We start from the raw sequence: 15,476 nt of genomic DNA on the forward strand, positions 1-15,476 counted from the left end.
CCCCCGAGACTGGGCTCTGTGCCGGCGGTCGCCCCCTCCGTCACGGCGCGTATCCGCACCGCGCCACCTCCCCCGTTTCACGGGGGAGGAGCAGGGAGCCGCTGGCGAGGCTGGCCGGAGAGTTACTTCAGCAGCCCCACCGGCACGCTCTGCGCCGCCACGGTCGCCGTCGCCTTCGCGCTGATCGCCGCCGAGGACGCCCCCAGCTGCACCTCGTAGTCGCCGGCCGCGACCTTCCAGCCGTGGGCGGCGTCGTCCCAGGCCGCCAGCAGGCGCGGGTCGACGGTCAGGGTGACGGCCTGGCTGGCGCCGGGGGCGAGGGCGACTTTCTGGAAGCCGGCCAGGCGGCGCGGGGCTTCCCAGCCGCCGGCCTTGGGCGAGACATAGACCTGCGGCACGTCCTTGCCAGCGCGCTTGCCGGTGTTGGTGACCTTGAACGACACGGTCAGCTTGCCGCCGGTGGTCGCGGTCTTGAGGTCCGAATAGGCGAAGCTGGTGTAGGACAGGCCGTGGCCGAACGGGAACAGCGGCTGCAGGCCCTTCTTGTCGAACCACTTGTAGCCGATGGCCGCGCCCTCGATCGAATAGTCGACGGAGAACAGCGCATCGGGCGTCTTCGGATCGCCGTCGAGCACGGGGCGGGGCAGCTGGGCCTCGCTGGCCGGGAAGGTCACCGGCAGGCGGCCGGTCGCGTCCACCTCGCCGGTCAGCACGCGGGCGATGGCCTCGCCGCCGTTGGTGCCGGGATACCAGGCCTGCAGCACCGCGCCGACGTCGTTCAGCCAGGGCATGGTCACTGGCCCGCCGGTCTCCAGCACCACGACCACCTTCTTGCCGGCCTTGGCGGCGGCGGCGATCGTCGCGTCCTGGTTCTTGGGCAGGGTCAGGGAGGGGGCGTCTTCCGACTCTGTGGTCCACTGGTCGGCGAAGACGATGACGAGGTCGCTGTCGGCGGCCAGCTTGGCGACCGCGGCCGGGTCCTTGCCGTCGTCATAGGTGAACTTGGCCTGCGGGGCGCGGGCCTGCAGCGCCTTCAGCGGCGAGGACGGGTAGTAGATCACCGGGCCCGGCCAGGTCTTGGGCTCCAGGCCCTGAACGGCGCGGCCGCCGGCCGGATAGACCTGCGAGGAGCCGCCGCCCGACAGCACGCCGACATTGGCGTAGGCGCCGATCACGGCGATCTTCTGGGCCTTCAGCGCCAGGGGCAGCAGGCCCTTGTCGTTCTTCAGCAGGACGATGCCTTCCTCGGCGTCGGCCTGGCTGACCTTGCCGTTGGCGGCCAGATCGATCGGGGCGATCTTCACCGGGTGATCGACCGCGCCGCTGGCGAACAGCGAGCGGACGATGCGGCGGGCCATGTCGTCCAGGCGCGCCTGGCTGACCGCGCCGCTGGCCAGATCGGCCTTCAGCACGCTCGCCAGGAAGGGCTGCTTGTCGAAGGCGTCGCCGGCCGATTCCTGGTCGAGGCCGGCGTTGACCGACTTGGAGCCGGAGTGCACCGCGCCCCAGTCCGACATGACGTAGCCCTTGTAGCCCCAGTCCTGCTTGAGCACCTTGTTGAGCAGCCAGTCGTTCTCGCAGGCGTAGTCGCCGTTGACGCGGTTGTAGGCGCACATCACCGAATGCTGCTCCGACGCCTCGATGGCGATCTGGAAGGCCAGCAGGTCGGAGGTGCGGGCGTCGGCCTGGCCGATCCGGCTGTCGACCACGAAGCGGCCGGTCTCCTGGGCGTTCAGGGCGTAGTGCTTGATGGTCGAGACGATCTTGGCCGACTGGATGCCCTTGATCTGGGCCCCGACCATGACGCCGGCCAGCAGCGGATCCTCGCCGCCGTATTCGAAGTTGCGGCCGTTGCGCGGCTCGCGGACCAGGTTGACGCCGCCGGCCAGCATGACGTTGAAGCCCGAGTTGCGGGCCTCCGAGCCGATCATCGCGCCGCCCTTCTGGGCAAGCTCCGGGTTCCAGGTGGCGGTGGTGGCCATGCCCGAGGGCAGGGCGGTGCGTTCGCGGAATTCGGCGGCGCTGCCTTGCGTGGCCACGCCGACGCCGGCGTCGGTTTCCCACTGGGCCGGGATGCCCAGGCGCGGCAGGCCCGGCACATAGCCGGCCGAGCCGGGCAGCGAGCCCTCGATGCGCGTGTACTTGGGCTTCATGTCGGCGCCGAAGTAGCCGTAGACCAGGGTCAGCTTCTCGTCCTGGGTCATGGCCTTGAGCACGAGGTCGGCGCGCGTGTCGGCGTCGAGCTTGGGATCGAGCCAGGGCTGGCTTGCCGGAGCCGCGGCGTGGCCGGCGTGATCCTGGGCGCAGGCGGGCAGGGCGGCCAGGCCCCCGAGGGCGATGGTCAGGGCCAGGGCGCTGGCGCGGAAACGCGAGTTCATTCTACCTCCCACACGGATGTTATTGGCCGGCGTAACCGGCGGTGTTTTCGCGGACGGAGAGGATCCGTCAGCTGGTCTTGGCCGGCGGGCCCTTGCGGGCCGGGCCGGTGGATTCGCGGATCACCAGGCTGTGCTGGGCCAGGAACGGTCCGGTGCGCAGGCCGGATTCGCCGCTGTTCCAGGCCGCGAAGGTCTGCAGGGCGCGCAGGGCCATGGGCTCGAACGGCTGGCGGATGGTGGTCAGGGTCGGCCAGATGACCCCGGCGATGGGCGCGTCGTCGAAGCCGACCACCGAGATGTCGTCGGGAATGCGCAGGCCGCGGCGCTGGGCCTCCATGCAGGTGGCGGCGGCCATCTCGTCGTTGGCGGCGAAGATCGCGGTCGGCGGCTCGTCGATCTCTAGCAGCAGCCTGGCGGCGTCGAGGCCGGTCTTGAAGGTGAACTCGCCCTGGACGATCAGCTCCGGCGCCGGGCGCGGCAGGCCGGCGGCGGCGTAGGCCTCGAAGAAGCCGTTGCGGCGATGGGTGCTGGCGGCGTGGTCGGGGTGGCCCGAGATGTGGCCGATGCGGGTGTGGCCCAGGCTGAACAGGTGCTCGACCACCTCGCGGGCGGCGGCGCGGTCGTCCATGGCGATGGCCGGGAAATGCGGGTCGGGCGTGGTCGGCGAGATCAGCACGCAGCGCACTTCCAGCTCGCGCAGCAGCGCCTTCAGCGGGCCGAAGTCGCATTCGGGCGGCAGCAGCACCACCTCGCGGATGCCGCCGTCCTCGACGAAGGCGCGGATGCGGTCCTGCCAGCCGGCGATCGGGCCGTCGAACAGCTCGACCGTCAGGTGACGGCCGGTCTCCAGGCAGGCCAGCAGCAGGGCGTGGTGCGTGCGGGTGTGATAGCCGCCGCTGGGGTCGCCCATCAGGGCGCCGACGGCCGACGAGCCCTGGGCGCGGAACTGGCGGGCCACGGCGCTGGGCTGGTAGCCGAGGGCGGACATGGCCTCGCGGACCTTGTCGCGGGTCTTGGCGGTGACGCTGGCGTGGTCGTTGAGGACCCGCGAGACCGTCTTGGCCGAGACCCCGGCCCGCTGGGCCACATCGTGAATCGTCGACATTTAGAGGATCCGCACCCGACTCGGCCGTCGCCGCGCGCCCGGCAGGACGGCGGCCGGACGGCTCCCTTGACCAGCCATACCGCAGCTGGATCGGCTTGTCATGCAATGGGACAGGTTCGGGTCAAAAATTGTCTTATTGTCGGACATTGTGTTGTCCCGCAAATGTCTTGTCGGACATTTAGGCGTGGCCTCGGCGTCCTTGTCGCCTGCGTCCTGCGGTTTTGATTCCCTTCGTGGCCTCGCCCGTAGATTTTATTGAGTTGAGGCGAAGCGGGGTTGGCAGCGCTGTCTCCTTTGTCGCTCAGGCCGAAGTGTGTGAGGTAAAATGCCTTATATAATAGGGAACTATCCCGTCTCTCGGGCTCGATCTGATCGGGCCTGAGCGCCTCGCGGACATGTTGCATTCCGGCGATTTTCAGAAATGACAACGTTGACATTCTTGTTGACTTGCTCGGGACATTTGGGAATGTAGCCACCGTGAGCGGCGACTGAGGGCTGTCTCGCAGCACCGTTCCGGCGCCGGGGGTCGCCGACAGGACATCACCGGGTCAAGGCCGCCAGAAGCAGGTTGGCGTGAAGGCCAAGGCCCGGGCTCAAGACCCACCGCGGCGCGCAAAGAGCGTCGCGGCCCGAACGCAAGAACAAAGACATTGGGGAGCGATCGACTTGACCACACCACGTTCGAAGTCCGTCTGGACTCGCGGCTTGACCCTGGCCTTGCTGGCCGGCGCGTCTCAGGCCGTCATCACCACAACCGCCCTGGCGCAGACCACCGAAGAGACCGCGGTCGACGAGATCGTCGTCACCGGCGTGCGCGGCTCGCAGCTGAAATCCGTCGACGTCAAGCGCAAGGAAGCCTCGATCGTCGACGCCATCTCGTCGGAAGACATCGGCAAGCTGCCCGACGTCACCATCGTCGACTCGCTGCAGCGGATCACCGGCGTGCAGATCCAGCGTGACGCCGGCGAGGGCAAGACCGTCAACATCCGCGGCCTCAAGCAGGTGATCACCCTGCTGAACGGCGAGCAGTACCTCAGCGCCGGCAACATGGGCGAGGCCCAGCCGAACCTGCTGGACGTGCCCTCGCAGCTGATGAACCAGGTGCTGGTCTACAAGTCGACCGACCCGAACAACGCCCTGTCGGGCATCTCGGGCACCATCGACCTGCGCACCCGCCGGCCGTTCCAGATGTCGGAAGGCTTCACGCTCGCCGGCGCGGTCGAAGGCCAGCGCGGCGACCGCACCAGCGAAGACGACTACCTGGGCAACATCCTGGCCAGCTGGCGCAACGACCGCGTCGGCCTGCTGGTGTCGGCCGCCCAGAGCAAGTCGAACCTGGGCAACAACTATTCGGGCACCGTCGCGCTGTCGGGCAACAACGACTGGGGCGGCACCAACCCTAACTCGTTCATCTCGCCGCACGGCTACGAGAGCTTCAACCGCGTCGTCGAGCGCAAGCGCACCGGCGTCAACGTGTCGTTCGAGGCCGACCTGGGCGAAGGCTTCACCCTGATCGCGGAAGGCTTCTACGCCAAGCTCGACGAATACAACCGCGCCATCGGCATCAACATCTCCAACCGCTGGGACGGCGGCGCCTTCGGCAACTGGACCAAGCCGACCGACTTCCAGCCCGTGGGCATCGGCGGCTGGCAGGCCGTCAGCGAGTACGACATCGACGCCTGGTGGATCAATTCGTTCAGCGTCAACCGCGTCACCAAGTCGGAATCGAAGAACTACAACCTCGAACTGAAGTACGACAACGGCGGCAAGTTCACCTCCGAGGTGCGGGCCATCCGCGCCAACGGTGAAAAGCTGAGCATGAACGGGCAGGCCCAGGGCGACCTCAGCAACTGGCAGTACGCGCCCAACCGCTTCAACCTGTTCCGCAACGCGCAGGACCGCACCCGCGGCCCGTTCTATCCGAAGGCCATCTGCGACCAGTATCCGGCCAGCCAGCGCAGCAACGCCGTGGCCGGCTCGGCCGGCGGCTGCTACCTGACGCCCAACCCGCAGGGCTACGGCGAGAACCCGCAGCTGCACTACGACATCAGCGGCGGCCACCCGGTGTGGAGCGGCTTCGACACGCCGATCTCGGGCGGCCTGGGCGCGGGCAAGACCCTGCGCGACTACATGGCCAACAAGGACAGCTACGCGATCGGGGCCTTCTCGTCGGAAGGCAACAACGAGGTCGAGTCGGACATGAACGTGTTCCGCGCCGACGGCCACTACCGCTTCGACGACAAGTTCCTGGGCTTCATCACCAAGGTCGACGCCGGCGTCCGCCAGAGCGACCGCTCGATCAGCGTCGAGCAGTTCCACCTGTTCTCGTCGTTCTACGGCGGCGTGGCTGGCGCGGTGCAGAAGAACGGCACGGCCGTTCCGGCCGCCGGCTGCATGGCGCAGTGGAAGGCCATCGACGTGGCCATGGACAACAACCAGTGCTCGGCGGGCGAGTTCGTGCCCAACCCGATCACCGGCGTGCCCGAGTTCCAGCCCTACACCGTCAACCGCCCGACCAAGCTCTACACCTACAACAACATCCAGTTCGTCACCGACCTGGGCGGCGTCACCTCGGGCATGCCCGGCTTCTGGGCCATCGACCCGAAGGACTTCGACGACATCGTCGCCTTCCAGAACAAGGTGTTCGGCGGCGCGACCCGCGTGCAGGTGCCCGGCCAGACCTACGACGTCGACCTGAAGGAGCAGAGCGCCTATGGCGCGGCCGACTTCTCCATCGGCAACCTGTCGGGCAACTTCGGCCTGCGGGTCATCCAGACCGAACTGCTGGTCAAGCAGAACAACACCGGCGACACCCTGGCCTACGGCGACACCAACGCCGACGTCGGCGACACGGTCACCCGTCGCAAGTACACCGACTGGCTGCCGTCGCTGAACGCGGTCTACGACCTGGGCGACCACTGGAAGTTCCGCTTCGCCTTCTCGAAGACGATGCAGCCGCTGGACCTGGGCAACTACGGCGGCGGCCTGTCGATCTTCACCGCCGACTGCGGCTCGGTGAAGCCGGGCGTGCGCTGCGTCACCGGCGCCAGCTCGTCGGGCAACCCGATGCTGGATCCGTGGCGCTCGGACAACTTCGACGGCGCCGTCGAGTACTATTTCGGCCGGGCCTCGATGTTCAACCTGTCGGCCTTCAAGCTGAAGATCGACAGCTTCGTGACCAGCGGCGTCACCACCGGCCGGTTCACCAACGGCGACGGCTCGCTCAGCGATCCGGTCAACGTCTCGCTGCCGGTGCAGGGCCAGAGCGGTTCGGTCGAGGGCGTGGAAGTGGGGGCCAAGATCGCCTTCACCGACGTGATCCCCGACATGCCGATCCTGTCCAACTTCGGCATCGACACCAACTACACCTACTCGCCGAGCGAGGAGTCGCGCGTCGGCCTGGACGGCCACAAGCTGCCCTTCGTCGACAACTCCAAGCACCAGTGGAACCTGGTCGGCTGGTATCAGGACGACAAGCTGCAGGCCCGCGTGGCCTACAACTATCGCAACGATCGCCTGGCCGAGGTGATGAGCAACAACATCCCGATCTACCAGGACGCCACCGGCTACGTGGACGTGAACGTCAGCTACAACATCCGCGACAACGTCACGGTCTATCTGAACGGCTCGAACGTCTCGGGCGAGATCGAGACCTATTACGCCCGGTTCGCCAAGGGCAAGACGCAGTACATCAAGCAAAACGAGTTCGAGCCTCGCTACACCATCGGCCTGCGCGCCAAGTGGTGATCTGACTTTCCTCCTGCGCCCGTCGTGGCGGCTCCCCTAGGGCCGCCGCGACGGGTCTTTTTTGTTTCAGCAGGTGCTTTCCGTTTGCGCCTTCGGGCGCCAGTTTCGGTCGGGGAGGATCGGCCATGAGCCAAGACGTCCGCGAAGGGCGTATCCGCAGCATCGTCATCGTCGGCGGCGGCACCGCCGGCTGGATGGCGGCCGCGGCCCTGCGTCGCCACTTCGGTCAGGCGCCGATCGACATCACCCTGGTCGAGAGTTCCGAGATCGGCACGATCGGGGTGGGCGAGGCGACCATCCCCACCATCCGCGCCTTCTACCGCAACCTGGGTCTCGACGACCTGGAGGTGCTGCGCGCCACCCAGGGCACCTGCAAGCTCGGCATCCGCTTCAAGGACTGGATGGCCCCCGGCTCGGCCTTCATCCATCCCTTCGGCCTCTATGGCCAGGACCTGAACGGGGTGGCCTTCCAGCACTACTGGGCCAAGGCCCGCGCCAGCGGCGAGGTCGGGGCGTTCGGCGAGTACTGCCTGGGCGCCAGCCTGGCGGCGGCCGGCAAGTTCACCGTGCCGGCGGCCAATCCGCCGTCCAGCCTGTCGGTGTTCGACTGGGCCCTGCACTTCGACGCCAGCCTCTTCGCCCAGCTGATGCGCCGCGTGGCCGAGGCCAACGGCGTGCGTCGCATCGACGCCAAGGTCGTGAAGGTCAATCTGCGGCCCGACGACGGCTTCGTCGCCTCGCTGGACCTGCATACGGGCCAGACCATCGAGGGCGACCTCTTCATCGACTGCTCGGGCTTCCGGGGCCTCTTGATCGAGGAGGCGCTGGAGACCGGCTACGAGGACTGGTCGCAGTGGCTGTTCTGCGACCGGGCGCTGGCCGTGCAGAGCCAGCCTCCTGCCAATTCTTCTGGGGAAGGCGCCGAGCCGCCGCCCTATACCGACGTCACCGCCCATGACGCCGGCTGGCGCTGGCGCATCCCGCTGCAGCACCGCTACGGCAACGGCTATGTCTATTCGAGCCGCCATATCGACGACGAGGCGGCCAAGGCCGAGCTGGTCGCCGCCGTGCCCGACAGGCTGCTGCACGAGCCGCGCCTGATCCGTTTCACGCCGGGCCGCCGCAAGCAGGTGTGGAACCGCAACGTCGTGGCCCTGGGCCTGGCGTCGGGGTTCCTGGAGCCGCTGGAGAGCACTTCGATCGCCCTGATCGAGACCGGGATCGAGAAGCTTAAAGCCCTGTTCCCGGACCGGCGCTTCGACCCGGCGGTGATCGACGAGTTCAACGACTGGTCGCGGCGCGAGATGGAGCGGGTGCGCGACTTCGTGATTCTGCACTACAAGGCCGCCCAGCGGGGCGACACGCCGTTCTGGCGCACCACCCGCGACGCCGACATCCCCGAGACCCTGGCCCGCAAGGTCGAGCTGTTCCGCGCCCGCGGCCACGTGGCCCGCTATCGCTGGGAGATGTTCCAGCCGCCCAGCTGGCTGGCGATCTTCGACGGCTTCGACATCCGCCCCGAAGGCTGGGATCCGGCGCTGGACGGGATCGACGGCGCGGCCCTGGCCGCCAGCCTCAACCAGATGCGGGCGGGCGTGGCCCGGGTGGTCGCCGAGGCCCCCTCCCACGGCGAGTTCCTGCGCCGCTACGTCGCCGCCCAGCCGGCGGCGGCCGAATAGACGACAACGATAAAAGACAAGACGACGGGAGAGGCCCGATGGCCAACAATCTGCGGAAGATCGTGATCGTGGGCGGCGGCTCGGCCGGCTGGATCACGGCGGCCATGCTCAGCCACTATCTCAAGGACAGCCCCTGCGAGATCGAGCTGATCGAGTCCGAGCAGATCGGCATCATCGGCGTCGGCGAAAGCACCATCCCGCCCTTCCTGCAGCTGATCCGCGGCCTCGGCATCGACGAGGTCGAGTTCATGCAGGAGACCCAGGCCGCCTTCAAGCTGGCCATCCGCTTCGAGAACTGGCGCCAGAAGGGCGAGGTCTACTACCACCCGTTCGGCCTGATCGGCGGGCCGGTGGACGTGCACGAGTTCTATCAGGTCTGGCTGCGCGGCAAGGCCGAAGGGCATCCCGCCGCCCTGCAGGACTTCGCCCCGGCCTCGGTGATGGCCGACCGCTGGAAGTTCATGTCGCCGGCCATGGCCCCGCGCACCATGATCGCCAACGCCAACTACGCGGTGCACATCGACGCGGCCCTGCTGGCCAGGTTCCTGCGCAAGTTCGCCGAGGCCCGGGGCGTCAAGCGCACCGAGGGCATCGTCAGCGATGTGGCCACGCGGCCCGACGGCTTCATCGACAAGGTGATCCTGCAGGACGGCCGCGAGGCCTCAGGCGACCTCTTCATCGACTGCTCGGGCTTCCGCTCGCTGCTGAACGGCAAGACCCTGGGCACGGAGTTCCTCGACTGGTCGGACGTCCTGCTGTGCGACCGCGCCATCGCCGTGCAGACCGCCAACATCCGCGACCCGCACCCCTACACCCTGGCCCAGGCCCAGGACTCCGGCTGGCGCTGGCGCATCCCGCTGCAGCACCGGGCCGGCAACGGCTACGTCTATTGCAGCCAGTTCTGCAGCGACGACGAGGCTCGGGCGACGCTGATGAGCCAGGTCGAGGGCGAGGCCGTGCGCGAGCCCTGGCTGGTGCCGTTCAAGACCGGCATGCGCAAGCAGCTCTTCAACAAGAACTGCGTGGCCATCGGGCTTGCGGGCGGCTTCATCGAGCCGCTGGAGTCGACGGCCCTGCACCTGATCTATCGCGGCGTCGACTACCTGCTGCGGTTCTTCCCCGACCGCGACTGCGACGCCACCCTGGCGGCCGAGTACAATCGGCGCATGCGGGCCGACTACGAGGAGATCCGCGACTTCATCGTGCTGCACTACTTCACGACCAAGCGCGACGACACGCCGTTCTGGCGCGCCTACCAGCAGGTGACGCCGCCCGAGAGCCTTCGCGAGCGGATCGCGCTGTTCAAGGCCGGCGGCGTGCTGCGCGACGGCGTCGACGACATGTTCCGCGCCCCCAGCTGGCAGTCGGTGATGGAAGGCATGGGCATCCGGCCCCAGCGCTACCAGCAGCTGGTCGACACCCTGCCGGCCGGGGTGGTGAAGGGCCTGCTCGACAAGTCCGCCCCGATGCTGAGTGATCTCGTCGACACCCTGCCCAGCCACGGCGACTTCCTGCGCCAGTACTGCCCGGCCCCGGTTCCGGAGGCGCTGAGGAAGGCGGGGTAGATTTTCTTCCCCTCTCCCAGAGGGAGAGGGAGGGGCCCAGGCGATAGCCTGGGAGGGTGAGGGGTTAGGGACCTTCCGGACAGGGCAGGGATCAACGGTGGCGGGACCGCCGACGGCGTACGCCCTCACCCTCCCACCGCTGCGCGGCGGGCCCCTCCCTCTCCCCACGGGAGAGGGTTTCGCGCGTCCTAAACCTCGGCCCACATCCGCAGGAGGTTGTGGTAGGTGCCCGTCAGCGACAGCACCGAGGCGTCGCCCTGGCCGACCTGGCCGGCCAGGCGCTGGATCGAGACGTCCATGTCGAGCAGCAGGCTGCGCTTGGCGTCGTCGCGCACCAGGCTCTGGATCCAGAAGAAGCTGGCCGTGCGCGCGCCGCGCGTGATCGTGGTCACGTGGTGCAGGCTGGAGGCCGGATAGAGGATCAGCGAGCCGGCCGGCAGTTTCACCAGGTGGCTGCCGTAGGTGTCCTCGACCACCAGCTCGCCGCCGTCGTAGTCGTCGGGATCGGTCAGGAACAGGGTGGCCGACAGGTCGGTGCGGATCTGGGCGCCCGTGGCGGGGTTTCGGCGGATCGAATTGTCGACGTGGTCGCCGAAGCCCATGCCCTCGCCATAGCGGTTGAACAGCGGCGGCAGGATGGTGTGGGGCAGGGCGGCCGAGACGAACAGCGGGTTGCTCTGCAGGGCCTGGACGATGATCGCCCCGACCTCGCGGGCGGCCGCGCCGTCCTGCGGCAGCTGCTGGTTGTTCTTGGCCATGGCCGCCTGGAAGCCCGAGGTGGCGTTGCCGTCGACCCACGGGGCGGCGTCGATGATCGCACGGCAGCGCGCGACTTCATCGGGGGTCAGCACGTCGGGGATCTGCAGCATCATGGCGGTCGGCCTTCGTCGTCTCGTGCTCAGGCTTTAGGGCCTGAGGCGGCCGCGGGCAATGCGAACGGCTCGCAGAAGATTGCGTAAGGGTGGTGAGAGGATGCGACCGTGCGTTCTCGACGAGGCGGGCCGCTCCATCTTCCGTAAAATCCCCGCGAAAGCGGGGACCCAGGCTTTTTCTGAAACCCACCGCGCTCAACGATAAAACACCTGGGTCCCCGCTTTCGCGGGGATTTTACGGGGGAGGGGGAATCCGCCTTCCGTTCAGGCCTCTAGAACAGCCAACGCCTCGGATACTTGTCGCCCAACGCCCGGGCCTCGCCGGTCTTCAGGCCCAGTTCGCGCATGCGGTAGGCGAGGATCTGGCGCATGGCGTCGACCGGTTCGCGGCCATCGACGGGGCTGGAGGCGATGGTTCCGGCCTGCTGGGCCAGGTCGGTCGCCGCCCATTCGGCCAGGGCCCGGTCGGCCTTGCCGACGGCGAAGTAGTGCGGGACGGGCGTCCGCTCGCCGGGAACCTCGACCATCACGGCGATCACCCAGCCCTGGGGGGTCATGTCGGCGTCGGGGCGCTGTCGGAACATGGGCCGGATGTAGCGGTCCGGCGGCCCAGGTTCAATTGCCGTGCGCGGGAGCGGTCTCGTCCTTGCAGATCCCGGTGATCACGCAGAACTGGGTGTCGAGCAGGTTGCGGATCGAGGCCCCGGCCGCCTGGGCCTCGTTGCCGGCCTGATAGCGGAAGTTTCCCTGGGCCCGCACGAGGGCCTGTCCGACCGGGCCCTCGTAGAAGGCGACGGCGGCTTCCAGGTCGGCCGAGCTCATCTCGCGGGCCAGGGCGACGCCGGCGGCCTCGACCACGATCTGGCGCGCCTTGGGGCGCGTTTCCTGCAGCATCTCGTACAGCGCGCGCCGCTGCTCGGGCGGTACGGGCCTGTCGGTGCGATAGAGCATGGTGGCGCCGTAGGCCATCAGCTCGGCTTCCGCGTCGTCGCCGATGCGCAGGGCCAGCGCCAGCCGGCGACCGAGCAACTGGTCGGCCAGCGCGGGCATCGGACCGGCGGCGACCTTGCGCTCGGCCGGGGGCGAGAAGGTGATGGGGATCGTTACGGTGGACGAGGTCGGCTTGCCGCAGCGGAGCTCGGGCATGAACTCCATCAGGGGGCGAAGACTGACGGCGGCTTCGCCGAAGCCGAATCCGGTCGGCGTTTCGGAGACGACGAAGCATTCGGTCGCCTTGCCCAAGGTGTCGATCGTGCACTGGATCACGGCCTTGCCGCCCTGGCGGGTGGCCACGGCCTGGGGCGGATAGGCCCACATGACGCTGTCGGCCGACAGGGGCGTCTTCCAGTTGGCGCGGACCCGCGGAATGGACGGATCGCCGCCGGCCGGACAGTCCGCGCCAGCGGTCGCCGCCGCCATCATCATCGCCGCGATCAGCAAGTTCATCCACCCGTCCCCCGACGTTCCATGTCGTTGCTAGTGGAGCTTGGCTGCTGGAGCAACCAGGGTGCGAGTTCGCTATCGACTGTTCTTCGATAGGCAAGGAAACCGGGCGCCGCCCGGGCGGTCCGAACCTTCTCGGGGCTTCGATGATCGGGTCATTGCGACGGTGTCGCCCGGCGGGTAGCGTCGCCGCGTTGCGAATGGGGGTTGCATCATGCGTTTGGGTCTCGCGCCGCTGATGGCGGTGGTTGTCGCCTTTGGCGGCTTGTCCTCGATGGCCGTCGCGGCGGACGCCGGCTACAAATCCGTCAGTGCGGCCACGGCGAGGGCGCTGGGCAAGGCGCGGACGGCCGCCAAGAAAGGCGACCACGCCACCGCCATCGCCGCCTATGACGAGGCGCTGAAGCTGGAGCCCAATTTCGCGCCGGTGATCACCGAGCGCGCCTTCGTCCGCGAGGCCTCGGGCGATCTGGCCGGCGCGGCGGTCGACTACGCCGAGGCGGTGCGCCTAGCGCCGACCCGGCCGAACGCATGGAGCCACGTGGCCTGGATCGAGGCCTTGCGCGGCGGCGATCTCGACCGCGCCCTCGCCGACAGCGAAAAGGCGGTCAGTCTTGGCGCGACGAGCGATGCAGTGGATACGCGCGGGTTCGTGCGCTTTCGGCGCGGCGAGTACGCCCTGGCCCTGGCTGACTACCAGGCGGTGCTCAACGCCTATCCGCGCGTAGCCTCGCCTCTGTTCATGCGCGGCGTCGTCAAGCGTCGGCTGGGACTGGACGCCGAGGGCGACGCCGACATCGCCCGCGCCTTGAAGATCGACAAGACGGTCGAGGCGCTGTGGGTTCGCCGGGGCGTGACGCGGTAGACGGGCCCAGGCGCAAAGAAAAAGGGCGGAGCCTCGCGGCCCCGCCCTTCTCTTTGGTTCAGCTGGTGCTGACCGGATTTCTTAGAAATCCATGTCGCCGCTCGGGATCGGCGTGCCGATCCCGATCTCTTTCGAGGATGGGCGACATGGATTTCTCTTAGAAATCCATGTCGCCCATGCCGCCCGGCATGCCGCCGCCGGCCGGAGCGCCGCCGCCCTTCTTGGGGGCTTCGACGATCGCGGCTTCCGTGGTGATCAGCAGGCCGGCCACCGAGGCGGCGTTCTGCAGGGCGGTGCGCACGACCTTGGCCGGGTCGATGACGCCGTCGGTCACCAGGTCCACATACTGCTCGGTCTGGGCGTTGAAGCCGAACGAGGGACTGTCGTTTTCCAGGATCTTGCCGACCACGATCGAACCTTCGACGCCGGCGTTCTCGGCGATCTGGCGGATCGGCGATTGCAGGGCGCGACGGACGATGGCGATGCCGGCCGTCTGGTCGTCGTTGTCGCCGGTCACGCCGGCCAGGGCCTTGGAGGCCTTCAGCAGGGCGGTGCCGCCGCCGGGGACGATGCCTTCATCGGCGGCCGCGCGGGTCGCGTTGAGGGCGTCGTCGACGCGGTCCTTCTTTTCCTTCACTTCGACTTCGGTCGAGCCGCCGACGCGGATGACCGCGACGCCGCCGGCCAGCTTGGCCAGACGCTCTTGCAGCTTTTCCTTGTCGTAGTCCGAGGTGGTGTCTTCGATCTGGCGCTTGATCTGGGCGATGCGGGCCTCGATCGCGTCCTTCTCACCGACGCCGTCCACGATGGTGGTGTCGTCCTTGGTGATCGAGACCTTCTTGGCGCGGCCGAGCATGTCGAGCGACACGTTCTCGAGCTTGATGCCCAGGTCTTCCGACACCACTTGGGCGCCGGTCAGGATGGCGATGTCTTCCAGCATGGCCTTGCGGCGATCGCCGAAGCCCGGAGCCTTGACGGCGGCGACGCGCAGGCCGCCACGCAGCTTGTTGACGACCAGCGTGGCCAGGGCCTCGCCTTCGACGTCTTCGGCGATGATCACCAGCGGGCGGCCCGACTGGACGACGGCTTCCAGCACCGGCAGCAGCGGCTGCAGCGACGACAGCTTCTTTTCGAACAGCAGGATGAGCGGCTCTTCGAGCTGAACTTCCATCTTGTCGGCGTTGGTGATGAAGTACGGCGACAGGTAGCCGCGGTCGAACTGCATGCCTTCGACGACGTCGAGTTCGGTTTCGGCGGTCTTGGCTTCTTCGACGGTGATGACGCCTTCGTTGCCGACCTTGTCCATGGCCTTGGCGATCATCTCGCCAACTTCCTTGTCGCCGTTGGCCGAGATGGTGCCGACCTGGGCGATTTCGCCGTTGGTGGTGACCTTCTTGGAGGACTTCTTGATGTCCTCGACGGCGATGGCGACGGCCTTGTCGATGCCGCGCTTCAGGTCCATCGGGTTCATGCCGGCGGCGACCGACTTGAGGCCTTCCTGGACGATGGCTTGAGCCAGCACGGTGGCGGTGGTGGTGCCGTCGCCGGCCTTGTCGTTGGTCTTCGAAGCCACTTCGCGGATCATCTGCGCGCCGAGGTTCTCGAACTTGTCAGACAGTTCGATTTCCTTGGCGACCGAGACGCCGTCCTTGGTGGTGCGCGGGGCGCCGAACGACTTTTCGATGACGACGTTGCGGCCCTTCGGACCGAGCGTCACCTTCACGGCGTTGGCGAGAACGTTGACGCCGCGCAGCATCTTGTCGCGCGCGTCGGAGCCGAAATAAACGTCTTTAGCGGCCATGGTGGGCGCCTTTCTAATCTT

Annotated in this window: 10 protein-coding genes; 4 read left to right on the top strand and 6 right to left on the bottom strand. The window is 67.9% G+C overall.

Annotated elements, in window-relative coordinates; genetic code table 11:
* Window positions 1-122: 122 nt before the first annotated feature.
* Together AC07NG_RS16830 and AC07NG_RS16835 are read right to left on the bottom strand one after the other, a co-directional pair.
* Window positions 123-2,378: a beta-glucosidase family protein gene (locus tag AC07NG_RS16830; protein WP_494595219.1), complete on the bottom strand. Its 2,256-nt coding sequence runs from the start codon at window positions 2,376-2,378 to the stop codon at window positions 123-125.
* A 67-nt stretch (window positions 2,379-2,445) separates the two neighbouring features.
* Window positions 2,446-3,483 (bottom strand): LacI family DNA-binding transcriptional regulator, encoded by a 1,038-nt coding sequence (locus AC07NG_RS16835; RefSeq protein ID WP_110119074.1) that lies wholly within the window; start codon window positions 3,481-3,483, stop codon window positions 2,446-2,448.
* 666 nt (window positions 3,484-4,149) lie between these two features.
* Between AC07NG_RS16835 and AC07NG_RS16840 the strand changes: the two genes are divergently transcribed.
* The 3 genes from AC07NG_RS16840 (at window position 4,150) to AC07NG_RS16850 (ending at window position 10,474) form a co-directional block, all read left to right on the top strand.
* Window positions 4,150-7,230, top strand: coding sequence for a TonB-dependent receptor (locus tag AC07NG_RS16840; protein WP_487288127.1), 3,081 nt, complete (start codon window positions 4,150-4,152; stop codon window positions 7,228-7,230).
* Between the two features lie 125 nt (window positions 7,231-7,355).
* Complete coding sequence (locus AC07NG_RS16845) at window positions 7,356-8,909, top strand: tryptophan halogenase family protein (protein ID WP_494595221.1); 1,554 nt, start codon at window positions 7,356-7,358, stop codon at window positions 8,907-8,909.
* Between the two features lie 38 nt (window positions 8,910-8,947).
* Window positions 8,948-10,474 (top strand): tryptophan halogenase family protein, encoded by a 1,527-nt coding sequence (locus tag AC07NG_RS16850; RefSeq protein WP_494595223.1) that lies wholly within the window; start codon window positions 8,948-8,950, stop codon window positions 10,472-10,474.
* Window positions 10,475-10,662: 188 nt separating this feature from the next.
* Here AC07NG_RS16850 and AC07NG_RS16855 read toward each other — a convergent pair whose 3' ends face one another.
* The 3 genes from AC07NG_RS16855 to AC07NG_RS16865 all read right to left on the bottom strand — a co-directional run bounded on the left by AC07NG_RS16855 (window position 10,663) and on the right by AC07NG_RS16865 (window position 12,792).
* A complete protein-coding gene (locus tag AC07NG_RS16855; RefSeq protein ID WP_494595224.1) occupies window positions 10,663-11,346 on the bottom strand; it encodes a Fe2+-dependent dioxygenase in 684 nt (227 codons plus the stop codon).
* Window positions 11,347-11,618: 272 nt separating this feature from the next.
* Complete coding sequence (locus tag AC07NG_RS16860) at window positions 11,619-11,930, bottom strand: hypothetical protein (RefSeq protein ID WP_494595226.1); 312 nt, start codon at window positions 11,928-11,930, stop codon at window positions 11,619-11,621.
* Window positions 11,931-11,961: 31 nt separating this feature from the next.
* Complete coding sequence (locus tag AC07NG_RS16865) at window positions 11,962-12,792, bottom strand: TonB family protein (protein WP_494595228.1); 831 nt, start codon at window positions 12,790-12,792, stop codon at window positions 11,962-11,964.
* A 211-nt stretch (window positions 12,793-13,003) separates the two neighbouring features.
* On the opposite strand from AC07NG_RS16865, the gene AC07NG_RS16870 reads away from it, so the two are divergent.
* On the top strand, window positions 13,004-13,654 hold the full coding sequence (locus tag AC07NG_RS16870; RefSeq protein WP_494595229.1) for a tetratricopeptide repeat protein: 651 nt from the start codon (window positions 13,004-13,006) through the stop codon (window positions 13,652-13,654).
* 157 nt (window positions 13,655-13,811) lie between these two features.
* Here the strand turns inward: AC07NG_RS16870 and groL are convergent, their stop codons facing one another.
* Window positions 13,812-15,455, bottom strand: a complete 1,644-nt coding sequence (groL, locus tag AC07NG_RS16875; RefSeq protein WP_487288134.1) for a chaperonin GroEL — start codon at window positions 15,453-15,455, stop codon at window positions 13,812-13,814.
* Window positions 15,456-15,476 lie beyond the last annotated feature (21 nt).

It is taken from the genome of Caulobacter sp. GW821-FHT10C03 (assembly GCF_059415485.1).

Excerpts from the sequence above, each read along its gene's own strand:
- AC07NG_RS16830 (WP_494595219.1), bottom strand. The coding sequence starts at position 2,378 with ATGAACTCGCGTTTCCGCGCCAGCGCCCTGGCCCTGACCATCGCCCTC.
- AC07NG_RS16835 (WP_110119074.1), bottom strand. The coding sequence starts at position 3,483 with ATGTCGACGATTCACGATGTGGCCCAGCGGGCCGGGGTCTCGGCCAAG.
- AC07NG_RS16845 (WP_494595221.1), top strand. The coding sequence starts at position 7,356 with ATGAGCCAAGACGTCCGCGAAGGGCGTATCCGCAGCATCGTCATCGTC.
- AC07NG_RS16850 (WP_494595223.1), top strand. The coding sequence starts at position 8,948 with ATGGCCAACAATCTGCGGAAGATCGTGATCGTGGGCGGCGGCTCGGCC.
- AC07NG_RS16855 (WP_494595224.1), bottom strand. The coding sequence starts at position 11,346 with ATGATGCTGCAGATCCCCGACGTGCTGACCCCCGATGAAGTCGCGCGC.
- AC07NG_RS16860 (WP_494595226.1), bottom strand. The coding sequence starts at position 11,930 with ATGTTCCGACAGCGCCCCGACGCCGACATGACCCCCCAGGGCTGGGTG.
- AC07NG_RS16865 (WP_494595228.1), bottom strand. The coding sequence starts at position 12,792 with ATGAACTTGCTGATCGCGGCGATGATGATGGCGGCGGCGACCGCTGGC.
- AC07NG_RS16870 (WP_494595229.1), top strand. The coding sequence starts at position 13,004 with ATGCGTTTGGGTCTCGCGCCGCTGATGGCGGTGGTTGTCGCCTTTGGC.
- groL (WP_487288134.1), bottom strand. The coding sequence starts at position 15,455 with ATGGCCGCTAAAGACGTTTATTTCGGCTCCGACGCGCGCGACAAGATG.